Annotated in this window: 21 protein-coding genes; 1 reads left to right on the top strand and 20 read right to left on the bottom strand. The window is 66.3% G+C overall.

Annotated elements, in window-relative coordinates:
* Positions 1–79: 79 nt before the first annotated feature.
* The 3 genes from glmM to rplM all read right to left on the bottom strand — a co-directional run bounded on the left by glmM (position 80) and on the right by rplM (position 2,668).
* Positions 80–1,438: a phosphoglucosamine mutase gene (gene glmM / locus ACFWP7_RS12925; RefSeq protein ID WP_384380452.1), complete on the bottom strand. Its 1,359-nt coding sequence runs from the start codon at positions 1,436–1,438 to the stop codon at positions 80–82.
* A gap of 205 nt (positions 1,439–1,643) precedes the next feature.
* The gene (rpsI, locus tag ACFWP7_RS12920) at positions 1,644–2,183 is read right to left on the bottom strand and encodes a 30S ribosomal protein S9 (RefSeq protein WP_384380449.1); all 540 of its coding nucleotides are present in this window, start codon (positions 2,181–2,183) and stop codon (positions 1,644–1,646) included.
* Positions 2,184–2,224: 41 nt separating this feature from the next.
* Positions 2,225–2,668 (bottom strand): 50S ribosomal protein L13, encoded by a 444-nt coding sequence (rplM, locus tag ACFWP7_RS12915; RefSeq protein ID WP_365436862.1) that lies wholly within the window; start codon positions 2,666–2,668, stop codon positions 2,225–2,227.
* 414 nt (positions 2,669–3,082) lie between these two features.
* On the opposite strand from rplM, the gene ACFWP7_RS12910 reads away from it, so the two are divergent.
* Positions 3,083–3,970, top strand: a complete 888-nt coding sequence (locus ACFWP7_RS12910) for a hypothetical protein (protein WP_384380445.1) — start codon at positions 3,083–3,085, stop codon at positions 3,968–3,970.
* Between the two features lie 240 nt (positions 3,971–4,210).
* Here the strand turns inward: ACFWP7_RS12910 and truA are convergent, their stop codons facing one another.
* The 17 genes from truA to ACFWP7_RS12825 all read right to left on the bottom strand — a co-directional run bounded on the left by truA (position 4,211) and on the right by ACFWP7_RS12825 (position 15,369).
* Positions 4,211–5,068, bottom strand: a complete 858-nt coding sequence (truA, locus tag ACFWP7_RS12905) for a tRNA pseudouridine(38-40) synthase TruA (RefSeq protein ID WP_384380442.1) — start codon at positions 5,066–5,068, stop codon at positions 4,211–4,213.
* Positions 5,069–5,228: 160 nt separating this feature from the next.
* Entirely contained in the window at positions 5,229–5,780 is a 552-nt protein-coding gene (rplQ, locus tag ACFWP7_RS12900; protein ID WP_384380439.1) for a 50S ribosomal protein L17, read from the bottom strand.
* Positions 5,781–5,910: 130 nt separating this feature from the next.
* Positions 5,911–6,933 carry a DNA-directed RNA polymerase subunit alpha gene (locus tag ACFWP7_RS12895; protein ID WP_046583607.1) on the bottom strand — a complete coding sequence of 341 codons (1,023 nt, stop codon included), beginning with the start codon at positions 6,931–6,933 and terminating at the stop codon, positions 5,911–5,913.
* Between the two features lie 147 nt (positions 6,934–7,080).
* A complete protein-coding gene (gene rpsK / locus ACFWP7_RS12890) occupies positions 7,081–7,485 on the bottom strand; it encodes a 30S ribosomal protein S11 (RefSeq protein ID WP_006376016.1) in 405 nt (134 codons plus the stop codon).
* A gap of 69 nt (positions 7,486–7,554) precedes the next feature.
* Entirely contained in the window at positions 7,555–7,935 is a 381-nt protein-coding gene (gene rpsM / locus ACFWP7_RS12885; protein WP_384380434.1) for a 30S ribosomal protein S13, read from the bottom strand.
* A gap of 208 nt (positions 7,936–8,143) precedes the next feature.
* Entirely contained in the window at positions 8,144–8,257 is a 114-nt protein-coding gene (gene rpmJ, locus ACFWP7_RS12880) for a 50S ribosomal protein L36 (RefSeq protein WP_003998809.1), read from the bottom strand.
* Between the two features lie 57 nt (positions 8,258–8,314).
* Positions 8,315–8,536 carry a translation initiation factor IF-1 gene (gene infA, locus ACFWP7_RS12875; RefSeq protein WP_003948620.1) on the bottom strand — a complete coding sequence of 74 codons (222 nt, stop codon included), beginning with the start codon at positions 8,534–8,536 and terminating at the stop codon, positions 8,315–8,317.
* A 302-nt stretch (positions 8,537–8,838) separates the two neighbouring features.
* Positions 8,839–9,675 (bottom strand): type I methionyl aminopeptidase, encoded by an 837-nt coding sequence (gene map, locus ACFWP7_RS12870; RefSeq protein ID WP_384380431.1) that lies wholly within the window; start codon positions 9,673–9,675, stop codon positions 8,839–8,841.
* A 414-nt stretch (positions 9,676–10,089) separates the two neighbouring features.
* Positions 10,090–10,746 carry an adenylate kinase gene (locus ACFWP7_RS12865; protein WP_384380429.1) on the bottom strand — a complete coding sequence of 219 codons (657 nt, stop codon included), beginning with the start codon at positions 10,744–10,746 and terminating at the stop codon, positions 10,090–10,092.
* Positions 10,746–12,059 carry a preprotein translocase subunit SecY gene (gene secY / locus ACFWP7_RS12860; RefSeq protein WP_384380426.1) on the bottom strand — a complete coding sequence of 438 codons (1,314 nt, stop codon included), beginning with the start codon at positions 12,057–12,059 and terminating at the stop codon, positions 10,746–10,748. The genes ACFWP7_RS12865 and secY overlap by 1 nt, the downstream gene beginning before the upstream one ends.
* 243 nt (positions 12,060–12,302) lie before the next feature.
* The gene (gene rplO, locus ACFWP7_RS12855) at positions 12,303–12,758 is read right to left on the bottom strand and encodes a 50S ribosomal protein L15 (protein ID WP_328749704.1); all 456 of its coding nucleotides are present in this window, start codon (positions 12,756–12,758) and stop codon (positions 12,303–12,305) included.
* A 2-nt stretch (positions 12,759–12,760) separates the two neighbouring features.
* A complete protein-coding gene (gene rpmD / locus ACFWP7_RS12850) occupies positions 12,761–12,943 on the bottom strand; it encodes a 50S ribosomal protein L30 (protein ID WP_055553514.1) in 183 nt (60 codons plus the stop codon).
* Complete coding sequence (gene rpsE, locus ACFWP7_RS12845; protein ID WP_384380422.1) at positions 12,943–13,548, bottom strand: 30S ribosomal protein S5; 606 nt, start codon at positions 13,546–13,548, stop codon at positions 12,943–12,945. Before rpsE ends, rpmD begins: the two co-directional genes overlap by 1 nt.
* 64 nt (positions 13,549–13,612) lie before the next feature.
* Positions 13,613–13,996 (bottom strand): 50S ribosomal protein L18, encoded by a 384-nt coding sequence (rplR, locus tag ACFWP7_RS12840; protein WP_384380419.1) that lies wholly within the window; start codon positions 13,994–13,996, stop codon positions 13,613–13,615.
* 3 nt (positions 13,997–13,999) lie between these two features.
* Positions 14,000–14,539, bottom strand: coding sequence for a 50S ribosomal protein L6 (rplF, locus tag ACFWP7_RS12835; protein WP_384380415.1), 540 nt, complete (start codon positions 14,537–14,539; stop codon positions 14,000–14,002).
* A 24-nt stretch (positions 14,540–14,563) separates the two neighbouring features.
* On the bottom strand, positions 14,564–14,962 hold the full coding sequence (gene rpsH, locus ACFWP7_RS12830; protein WP_081218894.1) for a 30S ribosomal protein S8: 399 nt from the start codon (positions 14,960–14,962) through the stop codon (positions 14,564–14,566).
* 221 nt (positions 14,963–15,183) lie between these two features.
* On the bottom strand, positions 15,184–15,369 hold the full coding sequence (locus tag ACFWP7_RS12825) for a type Z 30S ribosomal protein S14 (RefSeq protein ID WP_261705331.1): 186 nt from the start codon (positions 15,367–15,369) through the stop codon (positions 15,184–15,186).

Genomic DNA, 15,369 nt, shown 5'->3' with positions numbered 1-15,369 from the left:
GGACTTCACGCCGTCCGCGCCCCTGCGACAGATCTAACCCAGCGCGAACTTCACCGCATCCGCGCCCCTGCGACAGGTCCTAACCGAGCGCAGACTTCACCGCGTCCGCAAGCCGCCCCGCCACCGACCGCGCGTGGTCGATGTCGGCGGCCTCGACCATCACCCGTACGAGCGGCTCGGTGCCGGAGGGACGGAGCAACACCCGCCCCGTGGAACCGAGTTCACGCTCGGCGTCGGCAACGGCCGTCGCCAGCTCGGCCGAGGTGCCCACCCGCGATCTGTCGACGTCCGGCACATTGATGAGCACCTGCGGCAGCCGCTCCATGACGGACGCGAGATCCCGCAGCGTACGGCCGGACTGGGCGACCCGGGCCGCGAGGAGCAGCCCGGTCAGCGTGCCGTCGCCGGTGGTGGCGTGGTCGAGGATGATCACGTGCCCGGACTGCTCGCCACCGAGCGCGTACCCGTGCTCCTTCATGGCCTCAAGGACGTAACGGTCACCGACCGCCGTCTGCACGAAGGACAGTCCCTCGCGCTCCATGGCGAGCTTGAACCCCAGATTGGACATGACAGTCGCGACAACGGTGTCGGAGCGCAGTGCGGAACGCTCCCGCATCGCCAGCGCGAGAACAGCCAGAATCTGGTCGCCGTCCACCTCGGCACCCGTGTGGTCCACGGCGAGGCAGCGGTCGGCGTCGCCGTCGTGCGCGATGCCGAGGTCGGCGCCGTGTTCGAGAACGGCGGCCTGGAGTTTCTCCAGGTGGGTGGAGCCACACCCGTCGTTGATGTTGAGCCCGTCCGGCTCGGCACCGATCGTGATGATCTCGGCGCCGGCCCGCGTGAAGGCCTCGGGCGACACCCGGGCGGCGGCACCGTGCGCCTCGTCCAGGACGACCTTCAGACCGTCGATACGGTTCGGGAGTACGGCGACCAGGTGGGCGACGTACTGGTCGAAGCCCTCGTCGTACGAGCGCACGCGCCCCACGCCCGAGCCGGTCGGCCGGTCCCAGGGAGCGCCGGTGCGGTGCTCCTCGTAGACGCCCTCGATCCGGTCCTCCAGCTCGTCGGCGAGCTTGTGGCCACCTCGTGCGAAGAACTTGATGCCGTTGTCGGGCATGGCGTTGTGGCTGGCGGAGAGCATCACGCCGAGGTCGGCGCCCAGCGCGCCGGTGAGGTACGCCACCGCAGGGGTGGGCAGCACACCGACGCGCAGGACGTCCACGCCCGCGCTGGCCAGACCGGCGACCACGGCGGCCTCCAGGAACTCCCCGGACGCACGCGGATCACGACCGACCACGGCGACCGCCCGGTGGCCTTCGAACGTGCCCGCCTCGGCCAGTACGTGCGCCGCCGCGACGGACAGACCGAGCGCGAGCTCGGCCGTCAGATCCGCGTTGGCGACACCGCGCACGCCGTCCGTGCCGAAGAGTCGTCCCACTTGTCCTCCTGAGGAAGCTTCAGAATTCGGAAGTCATCCGATCACACGAGCCTTTGAGCACCTTGTGCCGTTATACGCCTAAGGCCGTGATAAACGAACGCCCCGGCGGCACTGTGGCGTGCCGCCGGGGCGTTCGGACGTACTACGCGTAACTCCACGTGCTCGACTGATCACACATGCTACGCGTACGAGCAGGCAGCGAAGATTAACGCTTGCTGTACTGCGGGGCCTTACGGGCCTTCTTGAGACCGGCCTTCTTGCGCTCGACCGCACGGTCGTCGCGCTTGAGGAAGCCGGCCTTCTTGAGGGCGCCGCGGTTGTTGTCGACGTCGGCCTCGTTCAGTGCGCGGGCGACACCGAGACGGAGCGCACCGGCCTGACCGGAGACGCCGCCACCCGTGATGCGGGCGACAACGTCGTAGCGGTTGTCGAGCTCGAGCACCTTGAAGGGCTCGTTGACTTCCTGCTGGTGCACCTTGTTGGGGAAGTACTCCTCAAGGGTGCGACCGTTGATCTTCCACTTGCCGGTGCCCGGGACGATCCGGACGCGGGCGATGGCTTCCTTGCGACGGCCCAGGCCGGCGGCCGGCTGCGGGTCGCCGAAGCGGCCCGCGAGCGACTCCGAGGTGTACTCGCCCTCGACGGGCACCTCGGACTCGGTGGTGTAGCTCTCGACGTTCTCAACGTTCTCGACGAGCTCGGTCTCAGTTTCTTCGACCGGCTGCTCAGCGGTGGTCTCGGCCACGATTTTCCTCAGATTCTCTTTGTCTTAGGGGGTGGCCGGAACTACTGCGCGACCTGGGTGATCTCGAACGGCACCGGCTGCTGGGCAGCGTGGGGGTGCTGGTCGCCCGAGTAGACCTTCAGCTTCGAGAGGCACTGACGGCCCAGGGTGTTCTTGGGGATCATGCCCTTGATGGCCTTCTCGACGGCCTTCTCGGGGTTCTTCGCCAGCAGCTCGTCGTAACGGACGGAGCGCAGACCACCCGGGTAACCGGAGTGGCGGTACGCCATCTTCTGGGTCTTCTTGTTGCCGGAGAGGTGCACCTTGTCGGCGTTGATGATGATGACGAAGTCACCAGCATCGACGTGAGGGGCGTAAATCGGCTTGTGCTTGCCCCGCAGAATGGTCGCGGCAGTGGTTGCCAGACGGCCCAGGACGACATCCTGAGCGTCGATGACGTACCACTGGCGAGTGATGTCGCCGGGCTTGGGGCTGAACGTACGCACGGTCGTAGCCTTCGCTTCTTCAGTGAGTGGGTCCTGACATGGCCACCACGGACGATCACGACAGCCCTGACCGCACTGCGGTGACGCATACCGCGTGCTGGTCGCTGGTCATCGGCCCCGGTGGACCGGTGTAAGGGCCTCTCACGTGAGAATGAGCAAGCCAATACACATAACGAAGGTTCAGCGTACCTGGGCTGCCCCGGACGGGTCAAAACGCGTCCCCGGGGCCGACACCTGCGCCGACCATGTCTCGTACGAATGTACGAAATCAGAGCGGCCCCCGCACGCCGGGTGACGTGACGTACCAACCACCCGGAGATGTCACTTTTGCCGTACGCGGTCAGGTCACACCAGAGTCTCAAGCGCCCGGCGAAGCGGAACGACACACCCCAACGCCCGTCTAAGATGCGGCGCATGAGCTATGGGCAGGGTGGGCAGGGGCAGCCCCCGTGGGATCCCTGGAATTCGGGATCGCAGCGGCCTCAGTGGGTCAGCCAGTCGGACGACCGGACTCCGGACTGGGCGGCGCTCGCCGACGCCTCCGAGTCGCGCAACAAACGCCGCAGACTACTGCTGATCTGCGGCGGAGCGCTCGCCACTGTCGCGGTCGGCGTCGCCGTCGCGGTGACTGTGGTGTCCGCGAACGGCACCAGCCAGGCCGCGGACTCGCCCAGCAACCTGCCCGCCACCGCGGACATCCCGAGCGGCACGACCGGGCTCACACCGTCCTTCGAGCCGACCTCGGCCCCCCCGCCGCTGGACCCGGAGGAGTTCATATCCAGCGTGAAGAAGGACACAGCACCGCTCAGCCCGGACATCCTCTTCCCCGGTTCGTCGCTGACCCTGGTTGACCGTGTCTACCTCAAGGGCCAGAAGTCCGACACGACGAACTGCGCCTCGGCCGCGAAGGGCACGCTCGCCACGATCCTCACCAAGAACGACTGCACGCGCCTCATGCGCATCACCTACACCAAGGACGGCGTCGCGGCGACGGTCGGCATCGCCGTCTTCGACACCGAGGCCCAGGCGACCAAGGCCAAGGGCGAGGCGGACGCCAAGAGCATCTTGGCCTCGCTCTCCGGCGGCGACGTCAAGGCCTTCTGCAACTCCGCGGTGTGCCGCTCGACCACCAACTCCTACGGCCGCTACGCCTACTTCACCCTCGCCGGCTTCACCAACGGCAAGGATGTGACCACGAAGGACACCGCGGTCTTCACGACCGGGGACGACCTCGCCGAGTTCGCCTTCCGCCAGATCCGCCAGCGCGGCGAGACCCAGGCGTCGGCGGCGGCCAACGAGTAGGCCTACGGGCAACGCGGTAGTCCACCACGCAAGGCGGTGGACCGCCACGCAACGCGGTGGACCACCACGCAAGGCGGTGGACCGCCACGCAACGCGGTAGTCCACCACGCAATGCTGGCAGGCCACCGCTACCCACACCCCCGGTCACGCGGGCGCACGGTCGGTCTGTGGGTCTGCCGGTATGTCGGCCTTCCGGTCTTCCCGTCAGCCGGCCTTCCCGTCAGCCAGCAGGTCAGCCGGTCAGCAGCATCCCGCCGACGGCAACGTCCGCTTGTTCCGCGCCTCCTTGCTCCGCGCGGCCAGCAACTCGTCGGCCGGGTAACCGACTTCTTCGAGCGTCAGCCCGTGCGGCCGTACGACATGAACGGCCGAGTCCCGTACGCCGGCACCCAGTACCTTCCCGGGCCACTCGGGCCCCCGATGCCCGTCCCCCACGAACAGCAGCGCCCCGATCAGCGACCGCACCATGTTGTGGCAGAAGGCGTCGGCGCGAACCGTCGCGGTGATGATCCCGTCACCCCCGCGCACGAGGCTCAGCTCCTGCAGCGTACGAATGGTCGTGGCCCCCTCCCGCTTCTTGCAGTAGGCGGCGAAGTCGTGCTCTCCGAGAAGGAGTTGGGCGGCCTCGTTCATGGCGTCCACGTCGAGCGGCCAGTCGTGCCACAGGACGTGGCCCCGCAGCAGCGGATCGACGCCACCGGGGCTGTCGGTCACCCGGTACGCATACCGCCGCCAGACCGCCGAGAACCGGGCATTGAACCCACTGGGCGCCTCGGCCAGCGACCAGACCCGCACGTCCTTCGGCAGTCTCCCGGCCAGCCGCTTCAGCAGCTTCTCCCGGTGCTCGCCCCACACGTCCTCGGGCAGATCGACATGCGCCACCTGCCCCCGTGCGTGCACCCCGGCGTCGGTCCGCCCGGCCACGGTCAGCTCATACGTGACGTCCCCCGACCGCGTCACCGTCCGCAGGGCATCCTCGATCTCCCCCTGCACGGTCCTACGCCCACTGGCCTGCTTGGCCCACCCGGAGAACTCCCGCCCGTCATACCCCAGATCCAGCCGCACCCGCACAAACCCAGTTTCTGCTTCATCACTCACAGACAGATCCTCTCAGGACGACGGGGACAGCAGGACGACGGGGACAGCAGCATGCCGCCCAGCCGGACCGCAGCCGCGCACGGCCCCCAGCCCCCACCGGGGGAACGCGAAAGCGGGCCCGCCCCGAAGGGGGCGGACCCGCTCAGACACGAGCAGAAGCTCAGGCGTCCTTGGACTCGGCGTCCTTGGACTCGTCGCCCTCGGCCGCAGCCGGCTTCGCATCCTCGACGACCTCGTCGGCAGCCTCGGTCTCGACCGGGGCGTCCTTCGGGGCGTCGTCCTTCTTGAGGACGTCTTCCTTGACGGCACGCTTCGTCGCCGCCTCGGCCTCACCGGTGGCCGCCTGGGCCACGGTCAGCGCCTCCACCAGCTCGATGACAGCCATGGGCGCGTTGTCGCCACGGCGGTTACCGATCTTGGTGATACGGGTGTAGCCACCCGGACGGTTCTCGTAACGCGGGCCGATCTCGGTGAAGAGCGTGTGCACGATGCTCTTGTCCGTGATCACCGTGAGCACCTGGCGGCGGTTGTGAAGGTCACCCTTCTTCGCCTTGGTGACCAGACGCTCCGCGTACGGGCGCAGGCGCCGGGCCTTCGCCTCCGTGGTGGTGATGCGGCCGTGCTCGAAGAGCGACTTCGCAAGGTTCGCGAGGAGCAGCTTCTCGTGCGCGGCGCTGCCGCCCAGACGGGCACCCTTGGCGGGCTTCGGCATGGTGTTTCTCCTTCGTATCTGCCCCGGCCGTATCAGGTACCGAGGTCAGTGTCCGAGCAGGCGATCGCCTGTCGGAGATCCGGGGCCCCGAAAGGTCCCGGAGGTGTGGCTCCCGAGCAGTACTGGTCGGTCAGTACTGCTCGGTCTCCACGAAACCCGCGTCCACGTCGTCGTCGGCGCCAAAGGCGTCGGCGGCTGCGGTCGGGTCGAATCCGGGCGGGCTGTCCTTGAGGGCCAGGCCCATGCCGGCCAGCTTCGCCTTGACCTCGTCGATGGACTTCGCACCGAAGTTACGAATGTCGAGGAGGTCGGCCTCGGAGCGTGCGACGAGCTCACCCACGGAGTGGATGCCCTCACGCTTGAGGCAGTTGTAGGACCGAACGGTGAGCTCGAGCTCCTCGATCGGCAGGGCGAGATCAGCGGCAAGGGCGGCGTCCGTCGGGGACGGTCCCATGTCGATGCCCTCGGCGTCGATGTTGAGCTCACGGGCAAGCCCGAACAGCTCGACCAGCGTCTTACCCGCAGACGCCATGGCGTCACGCGGGCGCATCGCCTGCTTGGTCTCGACGTCGACGATCAGCTTGTCGAAGTCGGTCCGCTGCTCGACACGCGTGGCCTCGACCTTGTACGTGACCTTCAGAACCGGCGAGTAGATCGAGTCGACCGGAATACGACCGATCTCCTGACCGACCTGCTTGTTCTGAACGGCGGAGACGTAGCCGCGACCGCGCTCGACGGTCAGCTCCATCTCCAGCTTGCCCTTGCCGTTCAGCGTGGCGAGGACGAGGTCGGGGTTGTGCACCTCGACACCGGCCGGGGGCGCGATGTCGGCGGCGGTGACCAGACCCGGACCCTGCTTACGCAGGTACATCACGACCGGCTCATCGTGCTCACTGCTCACGACGAGCTGCTTGATGTTGAGGATCAGGTCGGTGACGTCCTCCTTGACGCCCGGCACGGTGGTGAACTCGTGCAGGACACCGTCGACGCGGATGGACGTGACCGCCGCACCCGGGATCGAGGAGAGGAGCGTACGACGCAGGGAATTGCCGAGGGTGTAGCCGAAGCCCGGCTCCAGCGGCTCGATCACGAACCGGGAGCGGAACTCGTCGACGACCTCTTCGGTCAGCGACGGGCGCTGAGCAATAAGCATGAAGGAGTCCTTCAGTCAGGGGCACCCACTATTTGATGCCCTTGCCACCGGGTGGTAGCCCGATGTGTTCCAGCTACAAGGGTACGGGCGGCACGGCCCCAAAAGGCCATACCGCCCGGACCCCCGGAAAACTAAGACAACCGTGCGTCAGACGCGGCGGCGCTTGGGCGGACGGCAGCCGTTGTGCGGGGTGGGGGTGACGTCCTGGATGGAGCCGACCTCGAGGCCAGTGGCCTGGAGGGAACGGATCGCGGTCTCGCGACCGGAGCCCGGGCCCTTCACGAAGACGTCAACCTTGCGCATGCCGTGCTCCTGCGCGCGACGGGCGGCCGACTCGGCGGCCATCTGCGCGGCGAAGGGGGTGGACTTGCGCGAGCCCTTGAAGCCGACGTGGCCGGCGGAGGCCCAGGAGATCACGTTGCCCGCGGGGTCCGTGATCGAGACGATCGTGTTGTTGAACGTGCTCTTGATGTGGGCGTGCCCATGAGCGACGTTCTTCTTTTCCTTGCGGCGCACCTTCTTGGCAGCGCCCTGACGACCCTTGGGGGGCATCTATAACTCCTACGGGGAGGTGGTCGGTCCTACAGCGAAGACCGCTGATGAAGCGTTGTCCGCTGAGGACTACTTCTTGCCCGGCTTCTTCTTACCGGCGATCGCGCGACGCGGGCCCTTGCGGGTACGAGCGTTCGTGCTGGTGCGCTGTCCGTGAACGGGCAGACCGCGACGGTGACGCAGACCCTGGTAGCAGCCGATCTCGACCTTGCGGCGGATGTCGGCCTGCACCTCGCGACGGAGGTCACCCTCGGTCTTGAAGTTGGCGTCCACGTACTCGCGGATCTTGACCAGCTCCTCCTCGGAGAGGTCACGAACGCGGGTGTTCGGGTTGACGCCGGTCTCGGCCAGCGTCTTCTGCGAGAGGGTCCGGCCGATGCCGAACACGTAGGTGAGCGCAACCTCCACGCGCTTTTCGCGCGGGATGTCAACACCGGAAACGCGTGCCATTCAATGGCTCCAGTTGTCGTTCGGAGGTCTTCCGCAAAGCCGGTTCCCGCCCGCCGTCCTCTTCACGTCGAAGATTCGGCACGAACCGGGTCCCCGGCCTCCGACCGGGGGTGTCAGGCCTGATGCGACTCAGCCCTGGGCTCTGCGTATGAACACGTACTACTTGCGTCGCGCGAAGTATCTGCGGAAGCAGAAGGTCGGTCGTGCGTCAGCCCTGGCGCTGCTTGTGGCGCGGGTTTTCGCAGATGACCATGACCCGGCCGTGACGGCGGATCACCCTGCACTTGTCGCAGATCTTCTTGACGCTCGGCTTGACCTTCATTGGTGAGGTTCTCCGGGTCAGTGCCACCACCCCGCGGAAGCGGGGCACAGGCAAGATCTACTTGTACCGGTAGACGATCCGGCCACGCGTCAGGTCGTACGGAGACAGCTCCACCACGACCCTGTCGTCAGGGAGGATGCGGATGTAGTGCATACGCATCTTGCCGCTGATGTGTGCCAGAACCTGGTGGCCGTTCTGGAGCTCAACCTTGAACATTGCGTTCGGAAGAGACTCGACGACAGTGCCCTCGATCTCGATGGCACCTTGCTTCTTGGCCACGCTTCGCCCTTCGAATCGACTACCTTGATCGACTCCGTACGAGCGCATGCAGGCATGCGGGTGCACGAGAGCCGACGAGTCAGTCTACGTCAGCGCACCCGGAAAGACGAATCGAGGAAGAATGCCCGACTTCAAAGATCATTAACCAGAACCCCTACAGCAGAGGGCCCCGAACCGCCGACAGAAAGATCGAAATCGCGGCAGCTCAGGCACCGACACGGCACGTCGTGACCGCCCGATACGGCGCCGGCCCAGGCCGGAAGCCCCCCTGTCGCAGCAGCCTCGGGCCCCGCACGGAACGACTACACCAACGGATCCGGCGCAGCCACAACCCCGTACTCCCCCAACTTCGCCCGCCCACCATCCGGAGCCGTCAACACAAGCGGCCCCTCCTCCGTCAACGCCACGGAATGCTCCCAATGCGAGGACCAGGTCCCGTCCGTCGTGATGACGGTCCAGTTGTCCTCAAGCACTTCGGTCTTCGGGGTGCCCAGGGACACCATCGGCTCGATGGCGAGGCAGAACCCCGGGACCAGCTTGGGTCCCTTGCCGCGCCGGCGCTCGACGTAGTTCAAGAGGTGCGGATCCATGTGCATCTCGGTGCCGATGCCGTGGCCGCCGTAGTCCTCGACGATCCCGTACCGGCCGCCGCCGACCTTGGGCTGGCGGCGGATGTACGTCTCGATGGCGCGGGAGACGTCGACGAGCCGGTTCCCCAGCTTCATCGCGGCGATGCCCGCCCACATCGACTCCTCGGTCACCCGGGAGAGCTCGATGAGCTCCGGGGCGTGACCGGTGCCCACGAACGCGGTGTACGCGGCGTCGCCGTGCCAGCCGTCGACGATCGCGCCGGCGTCGATGGAGATGATGTCGCCGTCCTTGAGGACGGTCTTGTCGTCCGGGATGCCGTGGACGACGACCTCGTTGGCCGAGGTGCAGATGGTGGCCGGGAATCCGCCGTACCCGAGGAAGTTCGACTTGGCCCCGTGCTCGGCGAGCACCTTGCGCGCGACCTCGTCCAGGTCCTTCGTGGTGGCTCCGGGCACGGCTGCCTCACGGGTTGCCGCGTGGATGGCGGCGACGACCAGGCCCGCCTCACGCATCTTGGCGATCTGCTCGGGGGTCTTGATCTGCACCATGGCGACTGCGGCCTTCCTTGACCGGAGAGAACGGACTACTCCAACGATACGGGTGCCCCCACCTGCCCTGCGGCCCAAGGCACCCAAACCACGACGCCCCCGCGGTCCCCCTCGGAAGCGGACACCCACGGCCCGGGGACACCAGCCTCACCCCCGCCCCCGCGCCGACCGGGACGCACGCGCCACGGCAGTACAGGCAAGGCCTCACACACGCGTACGACACGGCAACCCGGCCCAGGTCCCTCCCCCTCCCGCGGCGCGCTCCAAGGCACAACTCAGCCCCAGGCAGGCCCCGCTGGCAAGCAACCGGCGCGCCCCGGGGCCGCAGGCCCCACCACACACCTCGGCCGCGGCACCCCCAGGGTGCCGCGGCCGAAGCAACGGACTACTTACCGCTCAACGCGCCCCGCGAGATCACGCACTCCCGCGAGCCAACGCCTCCATCGCGCGCCCCGTGACCTCTTCCACCTTGCCGAGCGCGGAGATCGTGACGACCAGGCCCTGGGCCTTGTAGTAGTCGATGATCGGCTCGGTCTGCGTGTGGTAGACCTCGAGGCGCGTGCGCACGGTCTCCTCGGAGTCGTCGTCACGCTGGTATAGCTCGCCGCCACAGACATCGCACACGCCGTCCTTCTTCGGCGGCTTGTACGTGACATGGAAAACGTGCGCCGATTCGTTCCGGCAGACGCGACGGCCGGCGATCCGCTTGACCACCTCGTCCTCGGGAACCTCAAGGTCCAGCACCGCGTCGAGCTTCATGCCCTCGTTCTTCAGCATCTCGTCGAGCGCCTCGGCCTGCGAGACGTTACGAGGGAAGCCGTCGAGCAGGAAGCCGTTCTCCGCGTCCGGCTGCTCCATGCGGTCCTTGGCCATCGCGATGGTGACCTCGTCCGGTACCAGTTCGCCCTTGTCCATGTAGGACTTCGCCAGCTTGCCGAGTTCCGTCTGCCGACTGATGTTGGCGCGGAACAGGTCGCCCGTGGAGATGTGCGGGATCGACAGGTTCGCGGCGAGAAACGCGGCCTGCGTTCCCTTGCCGGCGCCGGGCGGCCCGACGAGGACGATTCGCATCAGCGGAGGAACCCTTCGTAATTGCGCTGCTGGAGCTGGCTCTCAATCTGCTTCACCGTCTCCAGACCGACACCCACGATGATCAGGATGCTGGTGCCACCGAACGGGAAGTTCTGGTTTGCCCCGAAACCAACCAACGCCATCGTCGGCACGAGAGCGATCAGACCCAGATACAGCGAACCTGGCCAGGTGATCCGGTTGAGTACGTATCCCAGGTACTCAGCGGTCGGCCGACCAGCCCGGATGCCCGGGATGAAGCCACCATACTTCTTCATGTTGTCGGCTACTTCTTCGGGGTTGAAGGAGATCGCGACGTAGAAGAAGGCGAAGAAAACGATCAGCAAGAAGTAGACGCTGATGTAGACCGGGTGGTCACCCTTGGTCAGGTTCGTCTCGATCCAGGTCTTCCAGGTGGACGTCCCGCTGGAGAACTGGGCGATCAGAGCCGGGATGTAGAGCAGCGACGAGGCAAAGATCACAGGGATGATGCCCGCCTGGTTGACCTTCAGCGGAATGTACGTAGACGTGCCGCCGTAGGAACGGCGGCCGATCATGCGCTTCGCGTACTGGACCGGGATACGGCGCTGAGCCTGCTCGACGAAGACCACCAGACCGACCATGACCAGGCCGACCAGGATGACCGTGCCGAACTCGATCCAGCCGTCGGCCAGCGTGCCCTGGGTCTTGATGGACCACAGCGCGGCCGGGAAGGTCGCGGCGATCGAGATGAACATCAGGATCGACATGCCGTTGCCGATGCCGCGGTCGGTGATGAGTTCACCGAGCCACATGACCATCGCCGTACCGGCGGTCATGGTGATGACCATCGTGATGGTGGTGAAGATCGACTGGTCCGGCACGATCTGGGTGCCGACCGAGCAGCCGCTGAACAGCGCACCGCTGCGGGCGGTCGCGACCAGGCCGGTGCCCTGGAGGATGGCCAGCGCCACCGTCAGATAGCGGGTGTACTGCGTGATCTTCGAAGTGCCGGCCGAGCCCTCCTTCTTCAGGGCTTCCAGGCGTGGGATCACCACGGTCAGCAGCTGGAGGATGATGCTCGCCGTGATGTACGGCATGATGCCCAGCGCGAAGATCGTGATCTGCAACAGCGCGCCACCACTGAACATGTTGACCAGACCGAACAGACCCTGGGTGCCGCTGGCCTGATCCATACAGGTCTGAACGTTCGTGTAGTCGACACCGGGGATCGGGATGTGGGTACCCACCCGATAGACCACGATGATGCCGAGCGTGAAGAGCAGCTTCTTGCGCAGGTCGGGCGTCTTGAACGCCCGGGCGAACGCGGTGAGCACGGTGCCTCCTGCGACCCCCGCGCTTCTGCGTCAGAGGTGACGGTCTTGAGGTTCGACGGATGTCTGACAGCTAACCAACAGTCAAAAGCCGCCCGGAGTTCCCATGGGACTCACCGGACGAAATTCGGCAGCGCAGGCCACCTTACCGGCGACACTGCCCCCCTAGGAACGACCAACCGGGGATGCCCCTTTTGTGGGCACCCCCGGCTGGGATCGCTCAAGTCATCGAGACGCCTGCTGAATTCAGACGAGCTCGGTGACGGTACCGCCGGCGGCGGTGATCTTCTCCTTGGCGGAGCCGGAGACGGCGTCAACCGTCACCTGCAGTGCCACAGAGATCTCGCCCTGGCCGAGGACCTTGACGAGGCTGTTCTTGCGCACCGCACCGTTGGCGACGAGCCCCTCGACGGTGACCTCGCCACCCTCCGGGTACAGCGACGCCAGCTTGTCGAGGTTCACGACCTGGTACTCGGTCTTGAACGGGTTCCGGAAGCCCTTGAGCTTCGGGAGACGCATGTGGAGGGGCATCTGGCCACCCTCGAAGCGCGCCGGAACCTGGTAACGGGCCTTCGTGCCCTTGGTACCACGACCAGCCGTCTTACCCTTCGACGCCTCACCACGACCCACACGGGTCTTGGCGGTCTTGGCGCCCGGGGCGGGACGGAGGTTGTGGATCTTGAGCGGGCTGTTCTCCGCCATGATCAGTCGACCTCCTCAACCGTCACGAGGTGGCGGACGGTGTGCACCATTCCGCGGAACTCGGGGCGGTCCTCCTTGACGACCTGCGTGTTGATGCCCTTGAGACCAAGGGAGCGCAGGGTGTCGCGGTGGTTCTGCTTGCTGCCGATGTACGACTTCGTCTGCGTGACCTTGAGGCGAGCCATTACGCACCCGCTCCCGCACGTGCACGGAGCAGAGCCGCGGGGGCGACGTCCTCGAGGGGCAGACCACGGCGGGCCGCGATCTCCTCGGGACGCTGCAGGCCCTTGAGGGCCGCCACGGTCGCGTGCACGATGTTGATCGCGTTGGACGAGCCGAGCGACTTCGACAGGATGTCGTGAACGCCGGCGCACTCCAGGACAGCACGCACCGGGCCACCGGCGATAACGCCGGTACCGGGGGAAGCAGGCTTGAGCAGGACGACGCCTGCGGCCTTCTCGCCCGTGATCGGGTGCGGGATGGTGCCCTGGATACGGGGGACCTTGAAGAAGTGCTTCTTGGCCTCTTCAACACCCTTGGCGATCGCGGCCGGCACCTCCTTGGCCTTGCCGTAACCGACACCGACGGTGCCGTCACCATCGCCCACCACGACGAGCGCAGTGAAGCTGAAGCGACGACCACCCTTCACAACCTTGGCGACGCGGTTGATCGCGACAACGCGCTCAACGTACGCGGTCTTCTCGGCAGCGGCACCGCCGCCGTCACGGCCCTTCCGGTCCCGCCGCTCGCCGCCACCGGCACCGCTTCCGCGGCGCTGGGGTCCAGCCATTGGATTACCTCTCTCTTTTTCCGCTAGCTACGCAGCGACCGAAGTCGCTAGCGCGACGGGCGACTCAGAACTTGAGTCCCGCTTCGCGGGCGGCGTCCGCCAGAGCGGCAATGCGCCCGGCGTACTGGTTTCCACCACGGTCGAATACGACGACCTCGACACCGGCGGCCTTGGCGCGCTCGGCAACCAGGGCGCCGACCGACTTGGCCTGCGCGGACTTGTCGCCCTCGGCACCGCGGACCGTGGTGTCCAGGGTCGACGCCGACGCCAGGGTGTGACCCTTAACGTCGTCGATGACCTGGGCCACGATGTGGCGGTTGGAGCGCGTCACGACCAGGCGCGGACGCTCAGCCGTACCCGAGATGTGCTTCCGGATCCGGATGTGACGACGCTTGATGGCAGCACGCTTGTAAGCGTCGCCCTTAGCAATCTTGACACCGTATGCCATGGCTTACTTACCCGCCTTTCCGACCTTGCGCCGGACGACTTCGCCCTCGTACTTGACGCCCTTGGCCTTGTACGGGTCGGGCTTGCGCAGCTTGCGGATGTTGGCCGCAACCTCTCCGACCTTCTGCTTGTCGATTCCCTCGACCGAGAAGTGCGTCGGGTTCTCGACCTTGAACGAGATGCCCTCGGGCGCCTCGACCGTGATCGAGTGGCTGTAGCCGAGCGAGAACTCCAGGTTGGAGCCCTTCGCCAGGACGCGGTAACCGACACCGCTGATTTCGAGCTTCTTCACGTAACCCTGGGTCACGCCGGTGATCATGTTCGCCACCAGCGTGCGGGACAGGCCGTGCAGGGCCTTGTTCTGACGCTCGTCGTTCGGGCGGGTGACATTGAGAATGCCGTCCTCACCCTTGGCGACATCGATCGGTGCCGCGACGGTGTGGGAGAGAGCGCCCTTGGGGCCCTTCACCTGGACCGTACGGCCGTCGATGGTGACGTCCACGCCGGCGGGAACCGTGATGGGGAGCTTGCCAATACGCGACATAGCTTTTTCCTCCGTTCCCTTCCGCTACCAGACGTAGGCGAGAACTTCTCCGCCTACGCCCTTCTTGCCGGCCTGCTGTCCAGTGAGGAGACCGTGCGACGTGGAGATGATCGCCACGCCGAGGCCACCGAGCACCTTGGGCAGGGAGGTGGACTTCGCGTACACACGCAGACCCGGCTTCGAGATCCGCTTGATGCCCGCAATGGAGCGCTCACGGTTCGGGCCGAACTTCAGCTCGAGGACGAGCTTCTTGCCGACCTCGGCATCCTCGACCTTCCAGCCGGTGATGAAGCCCTCCTGCTGGAGGATCTCCGCGATGTGAGACTTGATCTTGCTGTGCGGCATCGCGACATCGTCGTGGTACGCCGAGTTCGCGTTACGCAGACGAGTAAGCATGTCTGCGATGGGATCAGTCATGGTCATGAATTGGCCTTCGGCCTCTCTCGCCGGGGTTTCCAGTGCGCCATCCCTCTCCCCACTCAGTGGCGGGACGGGTGCGGTGCGGGGACCTACGGCGTAGTAAGTCGTACGGGCGGCAGGCGCCCAACCCTCCTAGCCTAAGCCATGGAGAGCAGGGCACCTTACCGACCCATTGCTTACCGAGAGCCTCGGGTAATCCCGAACGTCCTACGGACGGTGGAGGATTACCAGGAGCTCTTGGTCACGCCCGGCAGCTCGCCACGGTGAGCCATCTCACGAAGGCAGATGCGGCACAGGCCGAACTTGCGGTACACGGAGTGCGGACGGCCGCAGCGCTGGCAGCGCGTGTAGCCACGTACGCCGAACTTGGGCTTACGAGCAGCCTTGGCAATCAGAGCCTTCTTCGCCAT

It is taken from the genome of Streptomyces sp. NPDC058470, assembly GCF_042721055.1.
Classification (GTDB): Bacteria; Actinomycetota; Actinomycetes; order Streptomycetales; family Streptomycetaceae; genus Streptomyces.
This window is presented reverse-complemented; position numbering and strand designations above follow the sequence as displayed.